Raw genomic sequence first — 17,498 nt, 5'->3', positions numbered from 1 at the left:
TCATTACAGGACGCTTTTTTGATTGCGATGCAGCAAGTGAGCGTTTCGACTGGAGCAAAGACTGTTTGGAGTATTCAAATGAAAAAATGGCTACAGTTGGCATTGAAATATTTATTTCGCTTGATATTGGTGATTTTTGTCATCATTGGAGTGTCTATGTTGGGTTGCTCATTGCCATCATTACAAGGGCGCAGCGTTTCCAAATCGCTGAGCGTTGAAGAAATCAATCTAACTTACTTGGGTCAATCTGTTGGCTCAGAACAAAAACGCCATCCTGATTTGGCAGGGATTTATCTATTGCCCGACCCCCGTTTGGCATTTGCAGCACGCACGATTTTGGCTCAAGATGCTGAAAAAACTTTGGATATTCAATACTATATTTGGAAAAAAGACACCACAGGCATGTTGCTTTTGCATGCTTTGTATGAGGCTGCCGACCGAGGTGTCAAAGTTCGATTGTTGTTGGATGACAATGGTACCAATGGTTTGGATACAGAATTGATGGCGCTCAATGCACATCCAAATATTGAAGTGCGTTTATTTAACCCATTTTTGTTTCGTCCATTCAAACAGGTGGGTTTTTTGACGGACTTCATGCGCTCTAACCGCCGCATGCACAACAAAAGTTTCATTGCCGACAACAGCATCAGTGTTTTGGGTGGGCGCAATGTGGGCGATGAGTATTTTGGCGCAACAGACGGCGTGTTGTTTGCCGATTTGGACAATTTGGTCAGTGGCGATTTGGTGCAAATGGTTTCCAAATCATTTGATGAGTATTGGGACAGCCAATCTGCTTATCCGATTGATTTGATTGTCGAGCCGATTACGCAAGCGGAACATGATTTGGTCTTAGTCAGTTTGTTACAAGCGCAGGCATCTCCTGAAGCGGTGCGTTACATTCAAGCCAAAGAAGAGCTGGGTGATTTGGATGAAATTTTGAAAAATCAAACTTTGTGGCATTGGGTGCCGACGCAATTTGTGGTTGACCCTGCGAGCAAGGGTTTGGGTATTTATGACAAAGAAGAGCTGATTTTACACAGCATCGCCAAGACTTTAGGTGAGCCTGAACATTCGCTAGACATCGTCTCACCTTATTTTGTACCGACCAATTCGGGTACCGATTATTTTGTCAATTTGGCCAGACAAGGCAAACAAGTGCGCATTTTGACCAATTCGATGGTGGCAACCGATGTGTTGGCGGTGCATTCAGGTTATGCCAAACATCGCAAACGCTTGGTTGAAAATGGTGTGTTGTTGTATGAAATGAAGCCTGAAATTGGCAGTAAAAACATCAACAATGTTGGCTTTTTGGGCAGCTCAGGTTCCAGTTTACACGCCAAAACTTTCAGTGCAGATATGAATCGCGTGTTTATTGGCTCGTTCAATTTTGATCCGCGCTCCGCCAAATTGAATACCGAAATGGGCATTGTTTCAGATGATGCGCAGTTGGCGCGCGATTTGGATGACATTTTTAAAGCCGAGGTGCCCCAAAGTGCTTGGTTAGTGGTCAAAAATCCTGATGCGGACAAATTAGAATGGCACGATGGCAAAACAGGAGAAATACTCCACCAAGAGCCTTTATCCAAATGGTATCAACGCTGGGTGGTGACGGTTTTGGGATGGTTGCCCATTGATTGGTTGTTGTAAAGATGATTGAATCAAAACAAGCGGCCTGTAAGGTTTACAGGCCGCTTGTTGGTTATTATGGCTATTGAAATCACAAGTCCAATACCAACAAATCCGATTTGGCGCGTGAGCAACAAGGGGTGAGAATTTTGTTGGAGGCTTTTTCTTCCTCGGTTAAAAATTGGTCACAATGCTCGATTTCGCCTTCAATCACATGGGTGATGCATGTGCCGCAGACGCCTTGCTCGCATGAAACAGGAATAAAGTAGCCGTTTTCTTCCAGTGTTTGGGTGATGCTTTGCGTGGCGGGAATATCAAAAACATCGCCGCTGCTGGCAATTTGGATTTGAAAATGTCGGTGTGTTTGGGTGTTTAAATCGGCTTTGAACGATTCTTGATGCAATTGTGCATCTTGCCAACCGATTGATTTGGCTTGTGCAAAAACAGTTTGCATAAAACCATTGGGGCCACAGGTGTATAAATGATGGTGTTCATGGGCTGATGGTAAAAAGGCTTGTAGCAATTCGGGATGACTTATCAAATCATCATGTACAAACACGACTTTGTCACGCAAATCAGGCTGCGACAAGCGTCCTGTAAACGCAATGTGTTCAGGACTTTTACAGCAATAAACCAATTGAAAATCAACCTGATTCACCAGAAATTGTTCTGCCATTGCCAAAAGTGGCGTGATACCAATACCACCTGCCAACAAAACCGCTTTGCTGTGGGTTTGGGCAAGTGCAAACACATTGCGTGGGGCGCTGATTTGCAGCGTTTGTCCTGCTTGGATGTGTTGGTGCACGTATTGTGAACCACCGCGAGATTGGGCATCTTCCAGCACTGCAATGTGATAACGGTGTTGTTCAGACGGCGAATTGCACAAAGAGTATTGGCGCATCAAACTGTTGCCCAAATGCACATCAATGTGTGCACCTGCTTCAAATGTGGGCAAGTTTTGACCTTCAGGATGAATCAATTGCAACAGTTTGATGCCGTTGCACAAAGTTTCTGTACGTTCTACCAAAACAGTCATCGTCATGCTTTAACCCTCTGCTTGTACGGTTTGCTCGGCTTGGATTTTGCGCTCAATCAGCTTGCGTGCTTGTACGCCACCTGCATCAATATTCAACATCAACAATTTGCGATCAGGGTATTTGAGCAAGTTTTGTTGTTGTTGCTCGAGCATGTCCAAATCTTCACCAAAAATCTTACCTTGTCCTTCGCGAATCACGTCGGTTAAGTTGGCATCGTCCACACCAAAGCGGCGTGCCATACCCCAAAAATACCAATGTGATGTGTCGGTTTCGGGTGTGATGAAATCCACGACAATGCTGGCGGCTTTTTTATCGTCAGGCGCGTGGTAGCCACCATTGCCAGCCAATGCCACGCCCACTTCAATGTGCACATTGCTTGGTAAATGAAAATGGCAGCGTTGCCAACGGTCAACCAATTGTTCGCTGTCTAAATGGTTCAAGTGCATGCATTTTTGCCAAAATGGTGGCGCATAAATGTTTTCCATGTGACGCTCTAAGGTGACCACTTCATTTTTGATGGTGGTTTTGGAAGTGGTTTCGTCGATTTCTTTTTGACCGATACTTGATGCATGCACATAGGTTTCGTGGGTCAAGTCCATCAAATTGTCAATCATCAAGCGGTAATCGGCATTGATGTGGTAAATGCCGCCACCATAAGCCCATTCGTCACTTTCTGCCCATTCTAAGTGTGGCAACAAACTTTCATCTGCATCGTCTTTGTCACCTGCCCAAAACCATACAAAACCGTATTTTTCGACCACGGCATACGCTTTGATGCATGGAAAGCCTTGCACGCGTTGCAAAGGCATCGCTTGTGGTTTGCCGTTGCAACCCATTTCCAAGCCATGGTAGCCGCATACCAAGCGCCCATCTTGTACAAAGCCTAATGACAGTGGCGCACCGCGATGCGGGCAAAAATCTTCGACGGCGGCAATGCCATCGAGACTTCGAAACAAGACGATTTTTTCATTGCAAATGGTGCGACCCAAAGGTTTGTCTGTGATTTCGCCGCTTTGGGCTGCCACATACCATGCGTTGCGGATGAAAGTAGAGCTGGTCATGAAGGATTCCTTTGTAGCATTAGATTGCTTTATTGGTATGGTTCGGTCGATGCCGATTTATGTGTTTTTAAATGTAAATAAAAATGTTGGTTTGGTCAATAATTGGATTCAATTTTCATCATTTTTGTGACCAGTTAGTTTTATGCAAATAACAAGTATTTGATTTTAAATCATTTAAAAAAATAAAAATAAAAACAATCAAACATTGTTTTTATAATTGAATCCAAAAATGCTATTTTAAGCACATTGCACCTCAGAGTGCAGATGACAAAACACCTAAAAACAAAGGAAAAATCATGGAGATAAAAGCAATTAAGGAACACATCGATCAAAGCCAGATGCGGCGTTATCAATGGATGATTGTCGGAATCTGTATTTGTTTGAACATCATTGACGGTTTTGATGTGTTGGTGATGGCGTTTACCGCCTCTGCGGTGGCGAAAGATTGGGGCTTAACCGGCTCGCAAATTGGCTTGTTATTGAGTTCAGGCTTGTTTGGTATGGGCGCTGGCTCATTGTTGATTGCACCTTGGGCAGACAAAATCGGACGCAAACCGATTATTTTGATGTCTTTGATTGTCACATCCATAGGCATGATTTTGAGTGCGTTTGCACCATCGCCTTTGGTGTTGGGCATTTTGCGCTTCATTACGGGTTTGGGCATTGGCGGCATTTTGGCGTGTAGCAATGTGTTGACCAGTGAGTATTCATCGGCAAAATGGCGCAGTTTGGCCATCAGTTTGCAATCGACAGGTTATGCCATAGGTGCTGCAGGCGGCGGTTTGATTGCGATGTATTTGATCAAAGACCATGGCTGGCAATCGGTATTTTTGTTCGGTGGTGTGGTGTCGGCTGTGTTCATTGTGGTGGTGGCTTTATTGTTGCCTGAGTCTTTGGATTATTTGTTGGTCAAACAGCCGCAAAACGCTTTGCCCAAAGTACAAAAATTGGCACAAAAATTGTCTTTGCCACATTTACAATCCTTGCCTGCCAAACCTGCACAACAAGCGGCCAGTAAAAGCAGTTTCAAAAGTTTGTTTGCCGATGGCAAAGCCGAATCAACACTGTGTATTTGGATTGCGTTTTTCTGTGTGATGTTTGGCTTTTATTGCATTTTGTCATGGACGCCAAAATTGCTGACAGGTGCAGGTATGACGCCTGACCAAGGCATCACAACAGGTGTGTGGATGAATTTTGGTTCTATGTTTGGTGCGGCTCTGATTGGTTTTTTAGGCACGAAATTCAACATCAAATCGGTGCATGCAGTGTTCTTGTTTTTAACTGCCATCTTGACCATCACGTTTGCCCAATCCATCACTTATTTATCGTTGGCGATGGTCGTGGCATTTTTCTTAGGCACTTTGGCCAATGGTACGGTTGCAGGTTTGTACGCCATCACGCCCACTTTGTATGACACGAACAACCGTGCCAGTGGTGTGGGCACAGCCATCAGCGTCGGTCGCTTGGGCAGTATTGTGTCGCCATTGATTGCGGGCGTGTTGTTAGATGCCAATTGGGCGCCTGTGAGTTTGTTTTATTTGAATTCGGTGGTGTTCATTGTGGCGATTTTTGCGGTGTTGAAATTGCGCAAATTGCAATTTGCTCGTCAAAGCCAACAATTACAAAAAGTTTGATTCACATTTTTTACAGGACGCTTCCAATGTATTTTAAGCGTCCTGTAACAGGAAAAACCAAATGAAAACCAAATTGTATTTATTGTGTGGATTGTTGTGTGATGCCACGGTTTGGCAGCGTCAAGTGCCTGTGTTGCAAGAGTATTACGATGTGCAGGTGTTTGATTTTTTAGGCTTGGATGATTTGACTGTAATGGCGCAACATGTGTTGGCACAAGACGATGCGCCATTTGTATTGGTGGCGCATTCTATGGGGGCGCGCGTGGCTTTGGAAGTGGTGCGCATGGCGCCTGAACGGGTGTTGAAGTTGGCTTTGCTGGATACGGGTGTGCATGGTGTGAAAGAGGGCGAAGCGCAAAAGCGTTACCATTTGCTTGAGCAGGCGCAAACACATGGCATGGCGTTTTTGGTAGAACATTGGTTGATGCCAATGTTGGCACCGAAAAACCAACAAGACGACAGCATCGTTGAGCCTTTGCGTCAGATGGTTTTAAAATCCACGCCAGAAGATTTTGGCAAACATGTACATGCTTTGCTCAACCGTCCTGATGCTGAGGCAAGTTTGAAGCAAGTATCTTGTCCTGTGCTTTTGGGCGTTGGTGCGCAAGACACTTGGAGTACGGTGGCGCAACACCAAGCGATACAAGCATTGATGCCACAAGCGCCATTGGTGGTGTTTGATGATGGTGGTCATATGGCACCACTGGAAGATGCTGGTCGGGTCAACCAAGCTTTATTACAATGGCTGGCTGTCGATGCGGTTTCTGTACAACAGGAACTTAAAATTCATTAGAAAAAGGATGCTTATGCAACACGGACATCAAGTCTTGGTGCGTTTACGTGAAATGATTGCTTCGGGCCAATTGCAGCCGGGGGAGCGTATCATTGAAATCCCTACTGCGGAGCTTTTGGGTGTGTCACGTTTGCCAGTGCGCTTGGCGTTGCGAATTTTAGAGCAAGAAGGCTTGCTGGAAAAATTGCCACGTCGTGGTTTTGCTGTTCGCAAAATCACCACACAAGACTTTTTGGGTGCATTGGATGTCCGTGGTGTATTGGAAGGCTTGGCGGCACGGCAAGCTGCGGAAAAAGGCTTGAGTGCTGAGAATGTTCAAGCATTAGAGCAGGCTTTGGCGCAGATAGATGCGATGTTTGAAGACGATGCGTTTGAAGTGACGCACATTGAGCATTATCACCGTGTCAACATGTTGTTTCATGAAACCATTTTAGAAGCCTCTGGCAATGCCGCTATCAAACTGGCATTGACGAAAGTAGAGAGTTTGCCTTTTGCATCGGTGCAATCGTTGGTGGTCGACACGCGCAATATGGTCGCAGAGCGCAAACGTTTGCTCTACGCACATTTGCAACACCATGCCATTTTGGGTGCCATCAAAGCAGGGCAAGGCGCGCGCGCAGAAGCATTGATGAAAGAGCATGCCAATTCACCGATTTTGTTCAATGATTTGCTCAAAGGTTTTAGTGAAAATGCCGAAGGCGTGCAGGTGATACAAACGCCATCCTTACCCCATGAAGACACACAATCATCATAAAAATAAGCGTCCTGTAAACTTTACAGGACGCTTATTCATCACCTCATGATACTAACAATACCTTACCAAATGTCAGATTTGATTTTGTTTTTGTATTTAGGGTGGTTTTTCAATTTGAACTCAGGCTCTTCCACACCGCGTTTCAATTGCGATGTATAGTCTTTGAGCAACATCATCAAGTATGGCGTCAACAACAAAATAGCGAACAAGTTGATGGTTGCCATCACGCCCATGAATAAATCGGCCGCGTTCCAAACCAAAGGAATGCTGGTCACAGCGCCCATATACACCATCACACACACCAACACACGGAACACATTCATCACCGTTGGGTTGTTGTTGATAAATTGCATGTTGCCTTCGGCGTAAGCGTAATTGCCGATTACAGACGAATAACAGAACATGAACAAAATGATGGCCAAGAAGTCATCGCCCCAGCTGCCAATTTGTGCTTCTAACGCCACTTGCGTCAATTGCACGCCGCTGTAGCTGGCGTCGGTGTAAAAATTCGATGACAAAATAATCACTGCCGTACAGGTACACACGATGAAAGTGTCCACAAACACGCCCAACATTTGTACCAAACCTTGGTTCACTGGGTGTTTCACATCAGAAGCGGCCGCAGCGTTCGGTGCCGAACCCATACCTGCTTCGTTTGAGAACAAACCGCGTTTGATGCCTGCCATCATGGCAGCAGAAACCATAGAACCAAAGAAACCACCTGCGGCAGCTTCAAACTGGAATGCTTCACGGAAAATCATGGCAAACATGTCTGGCAAAATTGGCAAATTGATTGCAGCGATGTACATCGCAACAGCCAAATACAACAGCGCCATCACAGGCACAAAGCTTTCAGCAACCGTTGCGATGCGTTTGATACCGCCAAAAATGATGGCAGCAGTCAAAATCACCAAAGCGATGCCGACCAATGAAATTTCAGTGCCAAACAACATAGGATTGGCTTGGTTCCAACCCCAAGCATGGTCGGTTGCGCTGACAATGGAATTGGATTGAACGGCATTGAAGACAAAGCCATAAGTCAAAATCAAGGCAATGGCAAACACCACGCCCAACCATTTTTGTTTCAAGCCTTGGGTGATGTAATACGCAGGGCCACCACGAAATTGCTTGCTGCGTGGGTCACGGATTTTGAACAACTGGGCCAAAGAAGATTCTACGAATGCCGAGCTCATGCCCAAAAATGCCGTTGCCCACATCCAAAATACAGCACCTGGACCGCCTAAAGCGATGGCAATCGCCACACCTGCGACGTTACCCACGCCGACGCGGCTGGCCAAACCTGTCACAAAAGCTTGAAATGGGGTAATGCCGTGGTCGTCATTGCCAATTTTACGGCTGTTTTTCATGATTTTGATGCTGTGCAAAAATAAACGCAATTGCACTGCACCCGTAATGATGGTGTAAAACAAGCCAATGGCAACTAAAAATATGACTAAGAAATCCCATAAGGGACCGTTGAGCTTATCGACTATCGCCATCAGCGTGTCGTTCAGTTGTTCATTCATATCGTTATCTTCTTTGTAAAAATAATCAAAAGAGTTGGTTTTCTGCGCAAACCTAAATGGCTGATGAATCAGACTCGGAATAGGTGGGAATTGCTCAGTGACGGTGTCTTTTATCTTAAAAAAGATGACATTATGTAGTAATTTTTAGTTAATTTTTAGTTAATTTTTCTTATAAGAGTGCGTATATATTTTATTTATTGAAATAACTATCTAATTTTTATATAAGTATGAAATTTAAATACTAATCAATGTTTTGAAACAAGTGGCTGATTTTGTGGGTTTTTTGAAGATGTTTGATTTAAATTTTGGGATTGAACAGGGGTTGATTTAAAAAATATGCCAAAATCAATCCAAATTGATGATGTTTAAGAAAGTTTTGGATTCTGAGGCTAATGAGCCAAGCATGCTGGTCATGAAAGTAGCTATGATGATGGATTTTATTTTGATGTGTATGAATTTTGAGCTGAGGAAAAAATAGTGATGAATAAATGGGCAGCGGTACTGGCAATATGTTGTGTGAGTTCAGCTTGGGCAGATGGTTTGTATATTCATCAACAGGCGAGTGATGCTGAGCAATGTTATTTAACCAATCAGCAAGGTCAACGTTTGTTTGAAGGGCATTATCAAACAGATTGTTATGCCATTCGTCCACATTTGGATATGAATGAGGCTCAAAAATACAGTCAAAACCATGCAGTATTGAATATGTTTGAATTTCGGGGGCAACAAAAAGTAGCCATCAATGCGCAAGGGCGAGTGGTTTATCATCTTTATTGGTATGACAACGGTCCTGATTATGTGGAAGATGGTTTGGTGCGTATTCGCAATGCACAAGGTTTGATTGGGTATGCTGATGCTCAAACAGGTCAAATAGTGATTGCGCCGCAATATTTTTGTGCGCAGCCATTTGAAAATGGCAAGGCGTTGGTAGGCGTTACAGGACGCTTGGAACAAGAAGATGGTTGGGATGGTGAAATCTGTGTGCCTGAACCTGCTTTGATTATTGATAAAACAGGTCGCTTGGTGCGTTGAATACTGCTAATGGGATATTTTGGCAATTTAAAGTACAATATCTGCCTTTATATTGAAACCGTTACGCGAAAGAACCGAACATGGAAGCGGAAATTATCAATCAATTGAACAACACTCTCGATGACTTGGCCAAACGCAACCAAGACATCAGGGGGTATCTTTGACTACGACGGCAAAAAAGACCGTTTAGAAGAAGTGGTTGGTTTGTCTGAAGATCCTGAGCTTTGGAACGACCTAAAAAAAGCCCAAGAAATTGGCAAAGAACGCAAATTGCTCGAAGGTATTGTGGTCAATTTGGATGAAATCAGTACAGGTATTGAAGACAGCCGTATGTTGTTGGAAATGGCTGTGGAAGAAGAAGACGCGGATGGATTTGCTGGCGTACAGGACGATATCGCTACGTTAGAACAGCGTATGGCAGATTTGGAATTCAAACGCATGTTCAACCAAGAAGCCGATGCCAATAACTGCTTTATTGATATTGTGGCAGGCGCAGGCGGTACGGAAGCAGAAGATTGGGCGGGCATGTTGTATCGCATGTATGTGCGCTATGCTGAACGCAAAGGCTTTAAAGTCGAAGTATTGGAAGAAGATTCAGGTGAAATTGCAGGCGTTAATCGTGCCACTATCAAATTAGAGGGTGAATACGCTTATGGCTTGTTGCGCACCGAAACAGGCATTCACCGCTTGGTACGTTACTCGCCATTTGACTCGAACAACAAACGCCATACTTCTTTTGCTTCTGTGTTCGTGTATCCAGAAGTGGACGATTCGTTTGAAATTGAAATCAATCCTTCTGACTTGCGTGTCGATACTTACCGTGCTTCGGGTGCAGGTGGTCAGCACATTAACAAAACCGATTCGGCAGTGCGTTTGACGCATGAACCGACAGGTATTGTGGTGCAATGTCAAAACGACCGTTCACAACACCGTAACAAAGACGAAGCCATGAACATGTTGCGTGCCAAATTGTTTGAATTGGAAATGCGCAAACGCAACGAAGCCAAGCAAGATTTGGAAAACAGCAAATCCGATGTGGGTTGGGGTCATCAAATCCGTTCATACGTGTTCGACCAATCACGCATCAAAGATTTGCGCACAGGTTATGAAGTCGGCAACATCAAAGCAGTAATGGATGGTGATTTGGATGATTTCATTCAAGCGAGTTTGAAAAAAGGCGTGTAACAGCGTTTTGTCACACATCATTTGAATTGAGAAGCGGCCTGTAAACTTTACAGGCCGCTTTTGTTTCATGAGTGGCATGTGTTGCTATTTAAGGTATCACTCATAAAGAATGGTGGATTCTAATTGGTAAAAACCGCTATATACATAAGCAAGAGGCGTTTCTCTTGAGCTGATGTTCAAATGCTGCCCTTTTTTAACACGAGCGTAAAACGAGGGTGTGACTTGTAAGGGCATAGAGGTTTCACCAGGTACAGAAACCACGATGTAATGTATGAGATAGTCAGGGCTGCCGCGAAAACCGTTCTTTTTGTCTATGTGTTTGGAGAATATTGGCGCGGTAACGACGGTGCTGGGCCACCAATAAGAAGAGGCAATGATGATGACTTTGCTGCCTTGGTGAGCAAATAAATTCACAAAAATAAAGAACAGCAGGTGGACGAGATAATACGCATCCACTTCGCGCTTTGTCATTGAGGGTTCAATTTTGTACAAATACCAAAATAGCGCCCACGCAACGCCTGCCAATACATACAGTACCAATATCAATATGAAACCTTTTTCTTTCAATGCATATGCAGGAGAAGAAAGCAGTCCAACGATGATGACCCGCTCGGAATGGCGATGACAATGACAGTGACAGAACGTAAGAATTTCTGCATCGTTGACATGGGTATCCTGTTCGGGATGGGTGATAGCTGCAAATGGAAACGTTTTGATATTTGTGATGTTCATCATCACATACTCAATATGATTGTATTATGGATGTATATAGAGTAAATGTGATCAATAAGTGTCCTGTAAAGTTTTACAGGACGCTTGCTTCAGTCTTTAAAGTGATTTTTCAGTGAAGGGTGTTTGTACACCGTTTTCCCACATTGCCACGACGATATCTTGTTTTGCACCTCACGACGATATCTTGTTTTGCACCTAAAGGGCGGCTGAACACGCGACCTGTATAAGCAAAGCCTTCACCCAAATAGCGGTATTGTCCATTTCCCAACCATTCAAACAGTGGCTTGTCGGCAGCACCTTTATTGGTGCGGTTGTAGCAATAGTCTGATGGAATCACGCTGCTTGGATTGGTGCCGTATTTGTTATGGACGGCATGGATGATGTCTTGGCGCGACAATAATTCGTTTTGTGAGCCATGGCAACAATTGACAATTTGAGCGTAAATAGACAATTCCATATATCTTCCTTTGTATTGATATAGTGATTTTGATAAACCAGCATCATATAAGAATCAAAAACAAAATTGGTATTGTTATATGGCTTGTGTAAGCGTCCTGTAACCGTTTACAGGACGCTTTTATCATTGAATTTGACCTATTTTGTTTGTTTTGGAGGTGTTTGGAAATAAGTTTGTTATGGTATTCATGGTTTTTTTGAAGGTTGTTAAAATAATTTGCAATAAGATTTCCTTTAAATTCAGCGTGCTTGTGTTTTTATAGCCATATTTTTACAATTAGGTGTTGACGGGTTTTCGGTGTTTCTGTAATATTCGGTTTCTTCGCTGCTGAGACAGAAACGAAACAGACCAAACGGTCAGCTTCGCAAGTTTCACAGCACAGCTCTTTAAAAAACAGATTACCGATAAGTGTGAGTGCGAAGAGCCTCACACTGCTAAAGAAGTAAAGACAAGATATGATTTTTAATCATTTCTCGCTCTTTTTCTTTGAGAAGCAGACCAGAAATTAAATAGTAAGCTTAGAGATTAAACATAAGAGTTTGATCCTGGCTCAGATTGAACGCTGGCGGCATGCTTTACACATGCAAGTCGAACGGTAGCAGGAGAAAGCTTGCTTTCTTGCTGACGAGTGGCGAACGGGTGAGTAATGCGTCGGAACGTACCAAGTAATGGGGGATAACTACTCGAAAGAGTGGCTAATACCGCATACGCCCTACGGGGGAAAGCAGGGGATCTTCGGACCTTGCGTTATTTGAGCGGCCGACGTCTGATTAGCTAGTTGGTGGGGTAAAAGCCTACCAAGGCGACGATCAGTAGCGGGTCTGAGAGGATGATCCGCCACACTGGGACTGAGACACGGCCCAGACTCCTACGGGAGGCAGCAGTGGGGAATTTTGGACAATGGGCGCAAGCCTGATCCAGCAATGCCGCGTGTATGAAGAAGGCCTTCGGGTTGTAAAGTACTTTTGTTAGGGAAGAAAAGCTTTTGGCTAATATCCAAGAGTGATGACGGTACCTAAAGAATAAGCACCGGCTAACTACGTGCCAGCAGCCGCGGTAATACGTAGGGTGCAAGCGTTAATCGGAATTACTGGGCGTAAAGCGAGCGCAGGCGGTTATTTAAGTCAGGTGTGAAAGCCCCGAGCTCAACTTGGGACGTGCATTTGAAACTGGATAACTAGAGTGTGTCAGAGGGGGGTAGAATTCCACGTGTAGCAGTGAAATGCGTAGAGATGTGGAGGAATACCGATGGCGAAGGCAGCCCCCTGGGATAACACTGACGCTCATGCTCGAAAGCGTGGGTAGCAAACAGGATTAGATACCCTGGTAGTCCACGCCCTAAACGATGACAATTAGCTGTTGGGAGATTAAAAGCTCTTGGTAGCGTAGCTAACGCGTGAAATTGTCCGCCTGGGGAGTACGGTCGCAAGATTAAAACTCAAAGGAATTGACGGGGACCCGCACAAGCGGTGGATGATGTGGATTAATTCGATGCAACGCGAAGAACCTTACCTGGTCTTGACATGTACGGAATCCTCCAGAGACGGAGGAGTGCCTTCGGGAGCCGTAACACAGGTGCTGCATGGCTGTCGTCAGCTCGTGTCGTGAGATGTTGGGTTAAGTCCCGCAACGAGCGCAACCCTTGTCATTAGTTGCTACCATTCAGTTGAGCACTCTAATGAGACTGCCGGTGACAAACCGGAGGAAGGTGGGGATGACGTCAAGTCCTCATGGCCCTTATGACCAGGGCTTCACACGTCATACAATGGTCGGTACAGAGGGTAGCCAAGCCGCGAGGTGGAGCCAATCTCATAAAGCCGATCGTAGTCCGGATCGCACTCTGCAACTCGAGTGCGTGAAGTCGGAATCGCTAGTAATCGCAGGTCAGCATACTGCGGTGAATACGTTCCCGGGTCTTGTACACACCGCCCGTCACACCATGGGAGTGGGGGATACCAGAAGTAGGTAGGATAACCGTAAGGAGTCCGCTTACCACGGTATGCTTCATGACTGGGGTGAAGTCGTAACAAGGTAGCCGTAGGGGAACCTGCGGCTGGATCACCTCCTTTCTAGAGATAGAAGAGGCTTAACGCATTCACACTTATCGGTAAACTGTAAATAAAGATGCAAGTAGCAACGACCTGGGTTTGTAGCTCAGCTGGTTAGAGCACACGCTTGATAAGCGTGGGGTCGGAGGTTCAAGTCCTCCCAGACCCACCATCAAACTTGGTAACAAGTAAGGTTGTGGAACATTGGGGGCATAGCTCAGTTGGTAGAGCACCTGCTTTGCAAGCAGGGGGTCATCGGTTCGATCCCGTTTGCCTCCACCAATGAACTAAAATACTTTGCAAATCAAAGACGATTGACAGCTGACGCTGTTTTTTATTTCACTCTTAATAAAGAGATGATATACTCTCAGTCTTCTTTGATTTGCGAAGCGTGTTAGCGGACAAGCAGTACAAAGCGAAACACACAAAAGCGACGCATCGATCTTTAAAAAATTAGAAAGCCGAAATCAACAAACAAAAGACAATGTTGTTGTTTAGACAGCCTTTACAGGCCGCTTAAATAACACAGTAAATTTGGGTGATGATTGTATCTGCAATCAACGAATTCAAAAGGCGTTGATTGTAACAACCAAGTAGTAAGCTTTAACATGAAGAGAATCAAGCAGAAGGAAGACACGTCAACTGTCTAATTCTGCAAAGTCAGAGGTTCTTGAAATGATAGAGTCAAGTGAATAAGTGCATCAGGTGGATGCCTTGGCGATGATAGGCGACGAAGGACGTGTAAGCCTGCGAAAAGCGTGGGGGAGCTGGCAATAAAGCTTTGATCCCGCGATGTCCGAATGGGGAAACCCACCTAATTTATTAGGTACCTTTGACTGAATACATAGGTCACTGGAGCAAACCCGGAGAACTGAACCATCTAAGTACCCGGAGGAAAAGAAATCAACCGAGATTCCGCAAGTAGTGGCGAGCGAACGCGGAAAAGCCTGTTAGTGATAGTAGTCGAGATAGAAGAACATTCTGGAAAGTATGACCATAGTGCGTGATAGTCGCGTATTCGAAATCTCAACTGCGGTACTAAGCTAACGACAAGTAGGGCGGGACACGAGAAATCCTGTCTGAATATGGGGGGACCATCCTCCAAGGCTAAATACTCATCATCGACCGATAGTGAACCAGTACCGTGAGGGAAAGGCGAAAAGAACCCCGGAAGGGGAGTGAAATAGAACCTGAAACCTGATGCATACAAACAGTGGGAGCGGACTTGTTCCGTGACTGCGTACCTTTTGTATAATGGGTCAACGACTTACGTTCAGTAGCAAGGTTAACCGAATAGGGGAGCCGTAGAGAAATCGAGTCTTAATAGGGCGATTAGTTGCTGGGCGTAGACCCGAAACCAAGTGATCTATCCATGGCCAGGATGAAGTTGCCGTAACAGGTAATGGAGGTCCGAACCCACTAATGTTGCAAAATTAGGGGATGAGCTGTGGATAGGGGTGAAAGGCTAAACAAACTTGGAGATAGCTGGTTCTCCCCGAAAACTATTTAGGTAGTGCCTCGAGGTACACTCATGGGGGTAAAGCACTGTTATGGCTAGGGGGTTATTGCAACTTACCAACCCATGGCAAACTAAGAATACCATGAAGTGATTCCTCGGGAGACAGACATCGGGTGCTAACGTCCGGTGTCAAGAGGGAAACAACCCAGACCGCCAGCTAAGGTCCCAAATGATAGATTAAGTGGTAAACGAAGTGAGAAGGCCCAGACAGCTAGGATGTTGGCTTAGAAGCAGCCACCATTTAAAGAAAGCGTAATAGCTCACTAGTCGAGTCGTCTTGCGCGGAAGATGTAACGGGGCTCAAATCTATAACCGAAGCTGCGGATGTGCACTTAGTGCATGTGGTAGGGGAGCGTTCTGTAGGCCTGCGAAGGTGGATTGTGAAGTCTGCTGGAGGTATCAGAAGTGCGAATGTTGACATGAGTAGCGATAAAGGGGGTGAAAAGCCCCCTCGCCGAAAACCCAAGGTTTCCTACGCAACGTTCATCGGCGTAGGGTGAGTCGGCCCCTAAGGCGAGGCAGAGATGCGTAGTCGATGGGAAACAGGTTAATATTCCTGTACTTGATTTAAGTGCGATGTGGGGACGGAGAAGGTTAGGTCAGCAAACTGTTGGAATAGTTTGTTCAAGCCAGTAGGTGGAATTCTTAGGCAAATCCGGGAATTCATTCAACACCGAGAAGTGATAACGAGGTTCTACGGAACCGAAGTGACCGATACCACGCTTCCAGGAAAAGCCACTAAGCTTCAGCTTAAATCGAACCGTACCGCAAACCGACACAGGTGGGTGGGATGAAAATTCTAAGGCGCTTGAGAGAACTCGGGAGAAGGAACTCGGCAAATTGATACCGTAACTTCGGGAGAAGGTATGCCTGGTATTGTGAAGGATTTACTCCGTAAGCAACGCCAGGCCGCAGAGAATCGGTGGCTGCGACTGTTTATTAAAAACACAGCACTCTGCTAACACGAAAGTGGACGTATAGGGTGTGACGCCTGCCCGGTGCTGGAAGGTTAATTGAAGATGTGCAAGCATCGGATCGAAGCCCCAGTAAACGGCGGCCGTAACTATAACGGTCCTAAGGTAGCGAAATTCCTTGTCGGGTAAGTTCCGACCCGCACGAATGGCGTAACGATGGCCACACTGTCTCCTCCCGAGACTCAGCGAAGTTGAAATGGTTGTGAAGATGCAATCTACCCGCTGCTAGACGGAAAGACCCCGTGAACCTTTACTGTAGCTTTGCATTGGACTTTGAAGTCACTTGTGTAGGATAGGTGGGAGGCTTTGAAGCACAGACGCTAGTCTGTGTGGAGCCGTCCTTGAAATACCACCCTGGTGACTTTGAGGTTCTAACCCAGGTCCGTTATCCGGATCGGGGACCGTGCATGGTAGGCAGTTTGACTGGGGCGGTCTCCTCCCAAAGAGTAACGGAGGAGTTCGAAGGTTACCTAGGTCCGGTCGGAAATCGGACTGATAGTGCAATGGCAAAAGGTAGCTTAACTGCGAGACCAACAAGTCGAGCAGGTGCGAAAGCAGGACATAGTGATCCGGTGGTTCTGTATGGAAGGGCCATCGCTCAACGGATAAAAGGTACTCCGGGGATAACAGGCTGATTCCGCCCAAGAGTTCATATCGACGGCGGAGTTTGGCACCTCGATGTCGGCTCATCACATCCTGGGGCTGTAGTCGGTCCCAAGGGTATGGCTGTTCGCCATTTAAAGTGGTACGTGAGCTGGGTTTAAAACGTCGTGAGACAGTTTGGTCCCTATCTGCAGTGGGCGTTGGAAATTTGACGGGGGCTGCTCCTAGTACGAGAGGACCGGAGTGGACGAACCTCTGGTGTACCGGTTGTCACGCCAGTGGCATAGCCGGGTAGCTAAGTTCGGAAGAGATAAACGCTGAAAGCATCTAAGCGTGAAACTCGCCTGAAGATGAGATTTCCCTTGTGGTTTAACCACACTAAAGAGTCGTTCGAGACCAGGACGTTGATAGGTGGGGTGTGGAAGAGCGGTAACGCTTGAAGCTAACCCATACTAATTGCTCGTGAGGCTTGACTCTATCATTTGAAGAACTTCAATGATAATGCTTACTACATAAA

General features: G+C 45.6%; 11 protein-coding genes, 2 tRNA genes and 2 rRNA genes. 10 read left to right on the top strand and 5 right to left on the bottom strand.

What is annotated here, in order from left to right:
• The first annotated feature begins 78 nt into the window (after nt 1–78).
• Complete coding sequence (locus ADP71_RS10905; protein ID WP_019959162.1) at nt 79–1,647, top strand: phospholipase D family protein; 1,569 nt, start codon at nt 79–81, stop codon at nt 1,645–1,647.
• 70 nt (nt 1,648–1,717) lie between these two features.
• Here ADP71_RS10905 and ADP71_RS10900 read toward each other — a convergent pair whose 3' ends face one another.
• The gene (locus ADP71_RS10900; protein WP_104932173.1) at nt 1,718–2,668 is read right to left on the bottom strand and encodes a PDR/VanB family oxidoreductase; all 951 of its coding nucleotides are present in this window, start codon (nt 2,666–2,668) and stop codon (nt 1,718–1,720) included.
• Between the two features lie 3 nt (nt 2,669–2,671).
• Complete coding sequence (locus tag ADP71_RS10895; protein ID WP_104932172.1) at nt 2,672–3,724, bottom strand: aromatic ring-hydroxylating oxygenase subunit alpha; 1,053 nt, start codon at nt 3,722–3,724, stop codon at nt 2,672–2,674.
• A 296-nt stretch (nt 3,725–4,020) separates the two neighbouring features.
• On the opposite strand from ADP71_RS10895, the gene ADP71_RS10890 reads away from it, so the two are divergent.
• From ADP71_RS10890 to ADP71_RS10880, 3 genes are all read left to right on the top strand, one after another.
• Nucleotides 4,021–5,358 carry an MFS transporter gene (locus ADP71_RS10890; RefSeq protein ID WP_104932171.1) on the top strand — a complete coding sequence of 446 codons (1,338 nt, stop codon included), beginning with the start codon at nt 4,021–4,023 and terminating at the stop codon, nt 5,356–5,358.
• 61 nt (nt 5,359–5,419) lie between these two features.
• A complete protein-coding gene (locus tag ADP71_RS10885) occupies nt 5,420–6,151 on the top strand; it encodes an alpha/beta fold hydrolase (RefSeq protein WP_019959158.1) in 732 nt (243 codons plus the stop codon).
• 13 nt (nt 6,152–6,164) lie between these two features.
• The gene (locus ADP71_RS10880) at nt 6,165–6,905 is read left to right on the top strand and encodes a GntR family transcriptional regulator (protein WP_019959157.1); all 741 of its coding nucleotides are present in this window, start codon (nt 6,165–6,167) and stop codon (nt 6,903–6,905) included.
• A gap of 62 nt (nt 6,906–6,967) precedes the next feature.
• On the opposite strand, the gene ADP71_RS10875 is transcribed toward ADP71_RS10880, so the two are convergent.
• A complete protein-coding gene (locus tag ADP71_RS10875; protein ID WP_019959156.1) occupies nt 6,968–8,431 on the bottom strand; it encodes an alanine/glycine:cation symporter family protein in 1,464 nt (487 codons plus the stop codon).
• Between the two features lie 480 nt (nt 8,432–8,911).
• Here ADP71_RS10875 and ADP71_RS10870 point away from each other — a divergent pair, with 480 nt between their 5' ends.
• Together ADP71_RS10870 and prfB are read left to right on the top strand one after the other, a co-directional pair.
• On the top strand, nt 8,912–9,463 hold the full coding sequence (locus ADP71_RS10870) for a hypothetical protein (RefSeq protein WP_019959154.1): 552 nt from the start codon (nt 8,912–8,914) through the stop codon (nt 9,461–9,463).
• Between the two features lie 80 nt (nt 9,464–9,543).
• Nucleotides 9,544–10,648, top strand: a protein-coding gene (gene prfB / locus ADP71_RS10865; protein ID WP_104932170.1) for a peptide chain release factor 2 whose coding sequence is annotated in 2 segments (ribosomal slippage) — nt 9,544–9,624 and nt 9,626–10,648 — 1,104 coding nt in all. Because the reading frame shifts where the segments join, the coding sequence is not laid out codon by codon here.
• A 96-nt stretch (nt 10,649–10,744) separates the two neighbouring features.
• Here prfB and ADP71_RS10860 read toward each other — a convergent pair.
• Complete coding sequence (locus ADP71_RS10860; protein ID WP_104932169.1) at nt 10,745–11,383, bottom strand: hypothetical protein; 639 nt, start codon at nt 11,381–11,383, stop codon at nt 10,745–10,747.
• Nucleotides 11,384–11,489: 106 nt separating this feature from the next.
• Entirely contained in the window at nt 11,490–11,837 is a 348-nt protein-coding gene (locus ADP71_RS10855) for a DUF7225 domain-containing protein (RefSeq protein ID WP_104932168.1), read from the bottom strand.
• Between the two features lie 527 nt (nt 11,838–12,364).
• Between ADP71_RS10855 and ADP71_RS10850 the strand changes: the two genes are divergently transcribed.
• The 4 genes from ADP71_RS10850 to ADP71_RS10835 all read left to right on the top strand — a co-directional run bounded on the left by ADP71_RS10850 (nt 12,365) and on the right by ADP71_RS10835 (nt 17,458).
• Nucleotides 12,365–13,906: ribosomal RNA gene (locus ADP71_RS10850) — 16S ribosomal RNA — on the top strand.
• A 74-nt stretch (nt 13,907–13,980) separates the two neighbouring features.
• A tRNA-Ile gene (locus ADP71_RS10845) sits at nt 13,981–14,057 on the top strand.
• A gap of 34 nt (nt 14,058–14,091) precedes the next feature.
• A tRNA-Ala gene (locus ADP71_RS10840) sits at nt 14,092–14,167 on the top strand.
• Nucleotides 14,168–14,567: 400 nt separating this feature from the next.
• Nucleotides 14,568–17,458: ribosomal RNA gene (locus tag ADP71_RS10835) — 23S ribosomal RNA — on the top strand.
• The 16S and 23S rRNA genes sit together here with 2 tRNA genes alongside, the layout of an rRNA operon.
• The last annotated feature ends 40 nt before the right edge of the window (nt 17,459–17,498 follow it).

Origin of the sequence: Vitreoscilla sp. C1 (genome assembly GCF_002951955.2) — a bacterium.
Lineage (GTDB): Bacteria > Pseudomonadota > Gammaproteobacteria > Burkholderiales > Neisseriaceae > Vitreoscilla > Vitreoscilla stercoraria.
This window is presented reverse-complemented; position numbering and strand designations above follow the sequence as displayed.